We start from the raw sequence: 10,230 nt of genomic DNA, 5'->3' as shown, positions 1-10,230 counted from the left end.
CCGCGCGGCGTGGAGTGCCGCGACCGCCACGGCGGCGGCCGAGTCGCGCCGCTCCGGCTCGAGCACGATGTCCGCCCCGACCCCGGCTTGGAGCAGCTGCTCGGCGACGATGAAGCGGGCTTCGCTGTTGCTGATGATCGTCGGGCGGCCGAACACCGCCGGGTCGAGCACCCGGCGTGCGGTATCCTGAAAGGTCGAGGACTCGGCGTTCACCAGGGGGGTGAACTGCTTCGGCATGCTCTCGCGCGAAGCCGGCCACAGGCGCGTACCCGATCCGCCGCACAGGATCACGGGGTGGATCAGTTCGGAACGTGCCTGTGCCATGCTCGATCACTCACGCGAGGGGAGGGCCATCGTCCAGCAGGGACCGGGCCGCGTGGCTTACTCCGCCGCTTGGCGCGCGGCGTAGCCGAGCCGGTCGTTCAGCTCCTGGATGAGCTTGACCGCCGCCTCCGCGATCACCGTGCCGGGCGGGAAGATCGCCGAGGCGCCCGCCGCGTACAGGGCCGGATAGTCGCCGGGCGGGATGACGCCGCCGATGACGATCATCACGTCCTCGCGCCCCTGCGCCGTGAGCGCGGCCTTGAGCTCCGGCACCAGGGTGAGGTGGCCGGCGGCGAGCGACGAGACGCCGACAATATGGACATCGTTCTCCACCGCTTGGCGGGCGGCTTCGTCGGGCGTGGCGAAGAGCGGTCCGATATCCACGTCGAAGCCGAGATCGGCGAAGGCGGAGGCGATGACCTTCTGCCCGCGGTCGTGGCCGTCCTGTCCCATCTTGGCGACGAGGATGCGCGGGCGGCGCCCATCGTTCTCCTCGAAGGCCTCCACGAGCTGACGGACCGTCTCGACTGCCGGCGACATGCCACCCACCTCCCGCTTGTACACGCCCGAGATCGAGCGGATCTCGGCCCGATGCCGGCCCCAGGCCTTCTCCAGGGCATCGGAAATCTCGCCGACCGTGGCCTTGGCCCGCGCCGCCTCGATGCCCAGGGCCAGGAGGTTGCCCTCGCCCTGCGCCGCCTTGGTGAGCGCGTCGAGGGCCGCGTCGACGTCGGCTTGGTTGCGCTCGGCCCGCAGGCGCTTGAGCTTGTCGATCTGCAGGGTGCGGACGTTGCCGTTGTCGACGCGCATGAGTTCGATGGCGCGGTCGTCGTCCGGCTTGAACTTGTTGACGCCCACGATGGTCTGGCGCCCGGAATCGATCCGGGCCTGGGCGCGGGCGGCCGCCTCCTCGATGCGCAGCTTGGGGATGCCGGCCTCGATGGCTTTCGCCATGCCCCCCAGCTCATCGACCTCGCGAAGATGCTCCCAGGCGCGGGCGACGATGTCCTGCGTCAGCTTCTCGACGTAGTACGAGCCGCCCCACGGATCGACGATCCGCGTCGTGCCGCTCTCCTGCTGAAGGAAGAGCTGGGTGTTGCGGGCGATGCGGGCCGAGAAATCTGTGGGGAGCGCCAGGGCCTCGTCCAGGGCGTTGGTATGGAGCGACTGGGTGCCGCCCTGCGTCGCCGCCATCGCCTCGATGCAGGTGCGGGTGACGTTGTTGAAAACGTCCTGCGCGGTCAGCGACCAGCCGGAGGTCTGGCTGTGGGTGCGCAGCGGCAGCGACTTGTCGCTCTTCGGCTCGAACTCCTTGACGAGCTTGGCCCAGATCAGGCGCGCGGCCCGCATCTTGGCGATCTCCATGAAGAAGTTCGTCGAGATCGCCCAGAAGAACGACAGGCGCGGTGCGAACTGGTCGATGGTGAGGCCGGCGGCGAGGCCCGCCTTGATGTACTCGACGCCGTCGGCCAGCGTGTAGGCGAGTTCGAGGTCGTTCGTCGCCCCGGCTTCCTGCATGTGGTAGCCGGAGATCGAGATCGAGTTGAACTTCGGCATATTCTTCGAGGTGTAGGCGAAGATGTCGCCGATGATCCGCATCGAACCCGCCGGGGGGTAGATGTAGGTGTTGCGGACCATGAACTCCTTGAGGATGTCGTTCTGGATCGTGCCCGCGAGTTTCTCGGGCGGCACGCCCTGCTCTTCGGCCGCCACGATGTAGAGCGCCAGGATCGGCAGCACGGCGCCGTTCATGGTCATGGATACGGTCATCTCATCGAGCGGGATGCCGGAGAACAGCGTCCGCATGTCGTAGATGGAATCGATGGCGACGCCCGCCATGCCGACATCGCCCGACACGCGCGGGTGATCGGAATCGTAGCCCCGGTGGGTGGCGAGATCGAAGGCCACCGACAGGCCCTTCTGCCCGGCGGCGAGGTTGCGCCGGTAGAACGCGTTCGAATCCTCGGCGGTGGAGAAGCCGGCATATTGCCGGATGGTCCAGGGCTGGGTGACGTACATGGTCGGGTACGGCCCACGCAGGAACGGCGCCACGCCCGGGTAGGTGTCGAGGAACTCGATGCCGTTCCGGTCCTCGGGGCCGTAGACGCCCTTCACCGGGATGCCCTCGGGGGTCATCCAGGGCTCGCCGGCCGGCGGCACTGGGGCGGCGATGGCATCGGCCGCGTAGGCGACGGTGGTGAAGTCGGGGATGCGGGAGGGCATGGATGCGTGCTCGTGCGACGGCCTGTTGGCCGGCATTATAGGTAAGCGCGTGGGCCGGGCTACTCCTAACCGCCGCCCGCGCCCGCCGGCATCACGAAAATTTCGTGCTGATCGCCTCGGTCGCAAAAATAATTGATAGCGGCCTCAGGCCGGTTTGCTGCCCGGCCCTCCGGCCGGGCCTCATTCCGCCGCCATGCGGCACGGCGTCCAGTCCCCGATATCGGCGGCCACGGCCGCCACGACGCCGCGCAGGTGCCAGACCAGTTCGGAAAAGCCGGGCCCGAGGGCGAGGCTCGACTCGTTCATGTAGAGGGCGCGGTTGATCTCCACCTGCAGGGCGTGGCGGCCGAGGTTGGGCTCGCCGTAATGCTCCGTGATGAAGCCGCCCGCATAGGGCTTGTTGCGCAGGGTGCGAAAGCCGCGTGCCCGGAGATGATCCTCGAACGCCCCGATGAGCTCGGGTGCGCAGGCGGTGCCGAAACGGTCGCCGAGGATGAAATCGGCCCGTGCGGCCTCGTCGCGTCCGAGGCTGGAGGACGGCATCGAGTGGCAGTCGATGAGGATGGCGTGACCGAAATCGCGGGCCGTGCGCTGGATCAGGCCGCGCAGGGTCCGGTGATACGGCTTGTACAGGGTCTCGATGCGGGTGACCGCCTCCTCCACGGGCAGGCGTCCCCGATAGATCTCCTGCCCGTCCGCGACCACGCGCGGCACGGTGCCGAGACCGCCGGCCACCCGCATGGAGCGGGTGTTGGCAAAAGCCGGCAGGCGTCCCTCGAACATGCGCGGGTCGAGCTCGTAGGGCTCACGGTTCACGTCGAGATAGGCGCGCGGGAAATGGGCGCACATGAGGGGAGCGCCCAGATCCACCACCGGCGCGAACAGCCGGTCGACATGGGCATCCTCCGAGCGGCGCAGGGCCAGGGCGTCGAGGCGTGACGCTTCCACGAAGGCGCGCGGATAGACGGCGCCCGAATGGGGTGCGTTGAACACGAAGGGGAGGGTGTGGGTTTCCGGCTCGTCCACGCGGAAGGGCGGGTCGAACCAGGGCTGTCCCGGCGCATTCGGGGGGGCGGTCGGCTCTGTCATCGCGGCGCGAGCGCCTCGGTCCGGGCGGGAAAACGCATGATCGTACTGTGCGGTCCGGCGCGGGCCGTGTCTACCGTGACGGTCGCCGTCACGGACCCGTTACGGTGCCGTCGCGCACGGAACGGCCGCCTCGGCCCGACCCCACCCGGCTCCGTTGGCAACGTTCTGTTTACCAAGCTGGTGCTTTGTGGAAAGAACACAGCGACTCAAGGGCACAAGGCAACGTTCGATGAAGATCCTCCTCGCGGAAGACGACAACGACATGCGCCGGTTCCTGGCCAAGGCGTTGCAGAACGCCGGCTACGACGTGCTCTCGTTCGACAACGGCCTCTCGGCCTACAACCGCCTGCGCGAGGAGCCGTTCGAGCTCCTCCTGACCGACATCGTGATGCCCGAGATGGACGGCATCGAACTGGCTCGCCGCGCCACGGAACTCGATCCCGACATCAAGGTGATGTTCATAACGGGCTTCGCCGCCGTGGCCCTCAATCCGGATTCGAAAGCTCCGAAGGACGCCAAGGTGCTATCGAAACCCTTCCACCTGCGCGACCTCGTCAACGAGGTCGAGAAGCTGCTCGCGGCCTGAACATCGCCTCGCCCCCCGTGCGGAACGCCGCAGTAGGAAGAGTCTCCGGGCTCGCCTATAAGCAGCGTGGAACGCCTTGGGGCCCTGCGACATGAAGCCGGTCACGATCTACACAACTGCCTGGTGCCCGTACTGCTCGGCGGCCAAGAGCCTCCTGCGTGAGAAGGGCATCACCTTCACGGAGATCGACGTCGAGAAGACGGCCGGTTCGCGCGCCGCCATGGTCCAGCGGGCCGGGGGGCGCACCAGCGTGCCCCAGATCTTCGTCGGCGAGACCCATGTCGGCGGATGCGACGATCTCTACGCCCTCAACGGTGCCGGCAAGCTCGAGCAGATGGTCGCCGCATGAGCACCGAACCTCGCTTCACGGCCGCCTGCGTACAGATGCGGTCTGGGCGGGATCCGCTCGCCAATCGGGACGCCGCCGTCGCCCTGGTGCGCGAGGCGGCGGATTCCGGCGCCGATTACGTGCAGACGCCCGAAATGACCTCCCTCGTCGAGCGCAGCAAGGCGAGCTTGTTCGAGAAGGTCACCAGCCAGGACGAGGACCCCACCCTCGCGGCCCTGCGCGCGGTGGCGCGTGAGCGCGGGATCGTCGTCCAGATCGGATCGCTCGCCGTGCGCAGCGGCGACAAGATCGCGAACCGCGCCTTCCTCATCGATGCCACGGGCGCCATCACGGCGTCCTACGACAAAGTTCATCTCTACGACGTCGACCTGCCCAACGGCGAGCGCTGGCGTGAATCCGCCACTTATACGGGGGGTGTCTGTGCGGTGGTGGCCGACACGCCGTGGGCACCCATCGGCGTCACCATCTGCTACGACGTCCGCTTCCCGGCCCTGTTCCGGGCGCTCGCCGAGGCCGGCGCCGCGGTCATCACCGCCCCGGCCTGCTTCACCCAACAGACCGGCGAGGCGCATTGGCACGTGCTGCACCGGGCGCGCGCCATCGAGACGGGCTCGTTCATGATCTCGGCGGCACAGGGCGGCCACCACGAGGACGGTCGCGACACCTACGGCCACTCGCTCATCGTCGATCCGTGGGGCAAGGTTCTGGCCGATGCCGGTGGCAACGAGCCCGGGGTGATCCTGGCCGAGATCGACCTCGCCCGCGTCACCGACGCCCGCGCGCGGATTCCGACGCTTCTGCATGCCCGGCCGTTCACCGTGGAGCGGATCGGGCGCCCCGCCTGACCCCGCTTCGAGCCCGCGCATGATCCGCTACACCCTGGTCTGCGACGGCGGCCACGATTTCGAGAGCTGGTTTCCGTCGAGCGAGTCCTACGACGATCAGGTTGCGCGCGGGCTCGTCGCCTGCCCGCTCTGCGGATCCGCGCAGGTGGCCAAGGGCATGATGGCCCCGGCCGTGGCGCGCACCGACCGGGCAGTGACCGGTTTGCCCGTCACCGACGCGCTCGAGTCCGTGGCGGCTCCACCCCCCGCGCCGATGCCCCTGCTCTCGGAGCCCGAGCAGCGCGTGCGCGCCCTGATGCGGGCGGTCCGCGAGCACGTGACGCGCACGGCCGACGATGTCGGGACCGCCTTTCCCGAGGAAGCGCGCCGCATGCATTACGGCGAGAGCCCGACCCGCCCGATCTACGGCGAGGCCAGCCTCACCGAGGCCCGCGCCCTCGTGGAGGAGGGCATCGCGGTGGCGCCCCTGCCGCCGGCCCCCGACGACCGGCACTGACGTCTCAGCTCTTCGCGGCGGCCGTGCCCGAAACCGATGCGAGGACGAAGGCCACCACGGCGTTCCAGCCCGCGAGCGACACTCCCAGGAATCGCCAGGCGGCGGTGGAGCAGTCGGCCACCCGCGTGGTCTCCAGGGCGGCGCGGAAGTCCGTGACCGTCGCGGGCGCCGCACCGCTCCCTCCGCCGCAATCCGACGGGCCGGGCCAGAGCGCCCACTCGGCGCCGGCGTGATAGACGCTCAATCCGGCGCCATACAGCAGGCTGAGGGCCGCGAGCCCGAGGGCGACGCGGCTGAGGCGCTCGGGCAGCACGAGGGCGAGGAGACCGAAGGGAATCGCGGCGTAGTACGGGATGCGTTCCGTCAGGCAGAGCTTGCACGGCACGTAGCCGAGCACCCACTGGAAATAGAACGCCGCCGCCAAGGTCGCCGCCGAACCGAGGATGAGGAGGAGGGCGCTTCGGCGCAGCCGCAGGAGGGTCGTGTAATCCATCTTACAGGAGCACCTTGAACAGGACGAAGCCGAGGATGATGACCGCGACCGCGATGGCCGCGACGACATTGAGGTGGCGATCGAGCACGCCCCGGATCTGAACGCCGTAGCGGCCGAGCAGTGCCGCCAGGAGGAAGAATCGCGCGCCGCGGGTGATGAGCGACAGCACCACGAACCAGAACAGATCGTAATGGGCGAAGCCCGACGTGATGGTCACGAGCTTGAACGGGATCGGTGTGAGCCCCTTCAGCAGGATCACCCAGTGGCCATACTCGGCATAGGAGGCCTGGAAGGTCGCGGCCTTCTCGGACAGGCCGTAGACCCGGAACACCCACTGGCCGACGGAATCGAACAGCAGCGCGCCGATGGCGTAGCCGAGCACGCCGCCGGCCACGGACGCCAGGGTGGTGATCAGCGCGTAGAACCACACCCGGTCGGGTCGGCTCACCGCCATGGGGACCATCATCACGTCGGGCGGCACCGGGAAGAACGAGCTTTCGGCGAAGGACACAGCCCCCAGTGCCCAGGGCGCCGACGGCTTGCCCGCGAGCGCGAGGATCCATTCGTAGAGACGGCGGATCATGAGCGGGTCTGCGTCCGGAGGGATGAGGAGGGAAAGCGGTGTTCTTTGAGCATAGCCGTAGGGACGTGGCGAGCGTGCGGCCGCGGAAAATCGCCACTGGCCCGAATCACGAAGGTGTGCCATGAGGCTGGCGCTGCGGGCGTGGTGGAACTGGTAGACGCGCCGGACTCAAAATCCGGTTCCGCAAGGAGTGTCGGTTCGATTCCGACCGCCCGCACCACCGTCATTCTCCGTCTTCCAGAAACCGCCTGATCCAGCCGCCGAGGCGCGGCCCGTCGTTGGGATGCGTGAGCGAGGCGAGGGCGGCGGCGTGCGCCGCCGGTTCGTGCGGGACGGCTGGGGTATGGCCGGCGATGAGGGCGATGGCGTAGTCCGCCTCAAATTCCGGATGGACCTGAAACGACAGCGCCCGCCGGTCGCGGTAGTCGAGGATTCCGTGCGGGGTGAAGGCGTTGCCGGCGATCGTCCGGGCGCCGGGCGGCGGCTCCAGCACCTGATCCTGATGGATCGCCGGGACGGCGATTTCGGTGGCCTCGTCCATCCACGGGGCGCGCGCCTGGACCCGGTAGGTGTGCAGGCCGATGCCCCAGCCCTTGGTCGATTTCGCCACCCGTCCGCCGAAGGCGGCGGCCATGACCTGATGGCCAAAGCAGAGTCCGACCATCGGCGTCGCCGGCGGCACCGCGCGCAGGAAGTCGATCAGGGCAGCGATCCACGGCAGCGGCTCGTAGACCCCCGCCGGCGAGCCGGTGATGAGGTAGGCGTCCTCGTCCGACGGATCGGCCGGAAGGATGCCGTCCGCCGCGGCGTAAGGGGTGTAGGCATGGCCGGGTCCGACGAGGTCGGACACCATGCGCCCGTAGGTGGGATAACGGCCGCCGAGGCGCTCGGGCGGGTTGCCGGTCTCGAGGATGCCGATCTTCATGGCGGCGGCTTACCAGGGCGTCGGCCGCCTCGGAAGCTCAGGCCGCCGTCGCGCGGGTGCGCAGGCGGCCCGGGGCCTTCGGGCGGATATCCATGGCGTTGCCGCGCCAGAGAATGGCGCCCCGCATCCAGGCGCCGGCCCAGATCGCCGGGAACACCGTGTCGCGCACGACGAAGGCCAGGAGCAGGCGCGGGCCACGATGCCATCCGGCCCGGACCGCCAGGGCGTATTCGGCGCCGTACCAGAGGGCGCCCAGGGCGCAGAGCCAGCCGGCAAGCGCCGGGGAAGGGGCCGATAGGAGGGCGATTCCGAAGGGCAGGATTGGTCCGGTCCCGATCTCGGGCGCGAAGAAGGCCGGGAAGGTGACGCGGCGCAGGCGCGCCCAGCGCAACTGCCGCGCCCAGACCTCGGCGGGGTTTCGCCGGCCGAGCGGCTGCTCGAACGGGCTCGCCACGAGGTGGACCCTGGCGCCCGCCGCCCGCACGAGCTTCGTCGCCGCCGCGTCCTCGGCGATCTCGGCGGCGAGCGCCCGGATGCCGCCCCGCGCTTCGAGGAACGGCTTGTGCCACAGCATGCTCTTGCCCTGGGCGAAGCCGAGGCCGACCGCCTCGCCGGCATATTGCCAGCGGACCTGCAGGGTGTTGAGGAACGCGCACTCGATCTCGGCGAAGAACCCGTCCGGCCGCGCGCCGATGGGCGTCGAGCAGACAAGGCCGGTGTCGTGCCGCCACGCCGCCTGGAGGCGCTGGAGGTAGTCCGGCGGCATCAGCACGTTGGAATCGGCCAGCACCACCCAGTCGTGGCGCGCCGCCTCCCAGCCGCGCACGCAGTTGTTGAGCTTTGGATTGTCGCTGATCCGCTCGTCGCCGACGATGAGCCGGGACGGCACGCCCGGATGAGCCGCCATCAGGCGATGGAGCAGGGGCACGATGGGGTCGGCCCGGTCGGCCACACAGAAGATGAGTTCGTAATCGGGATGGTCGAGGTGAAAGCCCCGGGTGAGCATCTCCTCGCTGAAGGCTTCGAGGCCGCAGACCGGGCGCACCAGGGACACCGCCGCTTTCGCCGGAAAGATCGAGGCGCCGCGCCGGCCCCCGAGGCGCAGGGCCGCCAAGGCGAGGCTCGCGAGGTTGATCAGGGTCAGGGCGAGGCACAACGTCAGGGCGAGGTCCGTCCCGGTCCAGGCGTCGTCCATCATCCCACGGTCTCCCGCATCCCAAGGTCTCCCATTGCAGGGTCTCCCATCCCAAGGTCTCCCATGCCGAGGCTGACATCGTGCCGCGCCCGAGTCGTTCCGACGGCCCTAACAGTCGCTTGGCTTCAATCGTATGACGGAGGTCGTGCGGGGGTTGGACGGCGCGGAGGCACGGATGCGGGGGGCGGTCCTGGGAGCCGGGGAGGCGGGGGCGTGACGGTCCCACCCATCGTCTACCACCCCGACTATCAGGCGACCCTGCCCGACGGACATCGCTTCCCCATGGGCAAGTACCGGCGTCTCTCCGAAGTCCTCCTGGCGCGGGGCCTGGCACCGCAGGGCTTCGTGCGCCCGGAGCCGGCGGGCTTGGACCTCATTGCCGGGGTGCATGACCGGGCTTACGTCGAATCGGTCCTTGCCCTGAGCGTGCCGCGTGCCGTCGAGCGCGAGATCGGACTGCCCGTCGGCGCCAGCGTGGTCGCCCGCTCGCGGGCCTCCGTCGCCGGTACCCTGCTGGCGGCCCGCCTCGCCCTGGCGCACGGGCTCGCGGGCAGTTCCGCCGGGGGCAGCCACCACGCGCGGCGGGGCGGGGGCGCCGGGTTCTGCATCTTCAACGATGTCGCCATCGCGGCCCGCACCCTGCACCGCGAGGGCACCATCGCCCGCGCCGTGGTGATCGATTGCGACGTGCACCAGGGCGACGGCACCGCCGACTGCCTGTCGGGCACGCCGGACCTGTTCACCTTCTCGCTCCACGCCGAGAGGAACTACCCGGCGCGCAAGATCGCCGGCGACCGCGATGTCGGCCTGCCCGATGGGCTCGAGGATGCGGATTATCTCGCCGCGCTGGACGCGCATGTCGGTCCATTGCTCGACGCCGTCTCGCCCGATCTCGTCTTCTACAATGCCGGCGTCGATCCCCACCGCGACGACCGTCTCGGCCGCCTCGCCCTCACGGATGCGGGCCTGGCCGCCCGCGACCGTCTCGTCGTCGCGGCGGCGCGCTCGCGAAACATTCCCCTCGTGGCGGTGATCGGCGGCGGCTACGCCACGGATATCGATGCGCTCGCCGCCCGCCATGCCGGGGTGTTCGAGGCCATGGCGGCGGAGGCCGCCTGAGGC

At 69.5% G+C, this 10,230-nt stretch carries 12 protein-coding genes and 1 tRNA gene; 6 read left to right on the top strand and 7 right to left on the bottom strand.

Features of this window, described 5'->3' with window-relative positions:
* The 3 genes from MKK49_RS06335 to MKK49_RS06325 form a co-directional block, all read right to left on the bottom strand.
* The coding region (locus MKK49_RS06335) for a sugar phosphate nucleotidyltransferase (protein ID WP_244027197.1) at positions 1 to 324 on the bottom strand (324 nt) is incomplete at its 3' end.
* Between the two features lie 57 nt (positions 325 to 381).
* On the bottom strand, positions 382 to 2,547 hold the full coding sequence (scpA, locus tag MKK49_RS06330) for a methylmalonyl-CoA mutase (RefSeq protein WP_244027196.1): 2,166 nt from the start codon (positions 2,545 to 2,547) through the stop codon (positions 382 to 384).
* Between the two features lie 180 nt (positions 2,548 to 2,727).
* Positions 2,728 to 3,636: an N-formylglutamate amidohydrolase gene (locus tag MKK49_RS06325; protein ID WP_244027195.1), complete on the bottom strand. Its 909-nt coding sequence runs from the start codon at positions 3,634 to 3,636 to the stop codon at positions 2,728 to 2,730.
* 229 nt (positions 3,637 to 3,865) lie between these two features.
* Here MKK49_RS06325 and cpdR point away from each other — a divergent pair, with 229 nt between their 5' ends.
* The 4 genes from cpdR to MKK49_RS06305 all read left to right on the top strand — a co-directional run bounded on the left by cpdR (position 3,866) and on the right by MKK49_RS06305 (position 5,912).
* Positions 3,866 to 4,222: a cell cycle two-component system response regulator CpdR gene (gene cpdR, locus MKK49_RS06320; RefSeq protein ID WP_003603128.1), complete on the top strand. Its 357-nt coding sequence runs from the start codon at positions 3,866 to 3,868 to the stop codon at positions 4,220 to 4,222.
* Between the two features lie 91 nt (positions 4,223 to 4,313).
* Positions 4,314 to 4,571 (top strand): glutaredoxin 3, encoded by a 258-nt coding sequence (grxC, locus tag MKK49_RS06315; protein ID WP_244027194.1) that lies wholly within the window; start codon positions 4,314 to 4,316, stop codon positions 4,569 to 4,571.
* Positions 4,568 to 5,416, top strand: coding sequence for a carbon-nitrogen hydrolase family protein (locus tag MKK49_RS06310; RefSeq protein WP_244027193.1), 849 nt, complete (start codon positions 4,568 to 4,570; stop codon positions 5,414 to 5,416). Before grxC ends, MKK49_RS06310 begins: the two co-directional genes overlap by 4 nt.
* Positions 5,417 to 5,435: 19 nt before the next feature.
* A complete protein-coding gene (locus tag MKK49_RS06305; protein ID WP_244027192.1) occupies positions 5,436 to 5,912 on the top strand; it encodes a DUF1178 family protein in 477 nt (158 codons plus the stop codon).
* A 4-nt stretch (positions 5,913 to 5,916) separates the two neighbouring features.
* Here MKK49_RS06305 and MKK49_RS06300 read toward each other — a convergent pair whose 3' ends face one another.
* Both MKK49_RS06300 and MKK49_RS06295 read right to left on the bottom strand, forming a co-directional pair.
* Complete coding sequence (locus tag MKK49_RS06300; protein WP_244027191.1) at positions 5,917 to 6,405, bottom strand: disulfide bond formation protein B; 489 nt, start codon at positions 6,403 to 6,405, stop codon at positions 5,917 to 5,919.
* A 1-nt stretch (position 6,406) separates the two neighbouring features.
* On the bottom strand, positions 6,407 to 6,988 hold the full coding sequence (locus MKK49_RS06295; protein WP_244027190.1) for a YqaA family protein: 582 nt from the start codon (positions 6,986 to 6,988) through the stop codon (positions 6,407 to 6,409).
* Between the two features lie 135 nt (positions 6,989 to 7,123).
* Between MKK49_RS06295 and MKK49_RS06290 the strand changes: the two genes are divergently transcribed.
* Positions 7,124 to 7,208, top strand: a tRNA-Leu gene (locus MKK49_RS06290).
* 3 nt (positions 7,209 to 7,211) lie between these two features.
* Here the strand turns inward: MKK49_RS06290 and MKK49_RS06285 are convergent.
* Positions 7,212 to 7,913: a glutamine amidotransferase-related protein gene (locus tag MKK49_RS06285; protein ID WP_244027189.1), complete on the bottom strand. Its 702-nt coding sequence runs from the start codon at positions 7,911 to 7,913 to the stop codon at positions 7,212 to 7,214.
* A gap of 37 nt (positions 7,914 to 7,950) precedes the next feature.
* Entirely contained in the window at positions 7,951 to 9,111 is a 1,161-nt protein-coding gene (locus MKK49_RS06280) for a ceramide glucosyltransferase (protein ID WP_244027188.1), read from the bottom strand.
* A 279-nt stretch (positions 9,112 to 9,390) separates the two neighbouring features.
* Between MKK49_RS06280 and MKK49_RS06275 the strand changes: the two genes are divergently transcribed.
* Positions 9,391 to 10,227 carry a histone deacetylase gene (locus MKK49_RS06275; protein ID WP_279595363.1) on the top strand — a complete coding sequence of 279 codons (837 nt, stop codon included), beginning with the start codon at positions 9,391 to 9,393 and terminating at the stop codon, positions 10,225 to 10,227.
* Positions 10,228 to 10,230 lie beyond the last annotated feature (3 nt).

This window comes from Methylobacterium sp. J-090, from assembly GCF_022829345.1.
In the GTDB taxonomy this organism is placed as follows: Bacteria; Pseudomonadota; Alphaproteobacteria; order Rhizobiales; family Beijerinckiaceae; genus Methylobacterium.
This window is presented reverse-complemented; position numbering and strand designations above follow the sequence as displayed.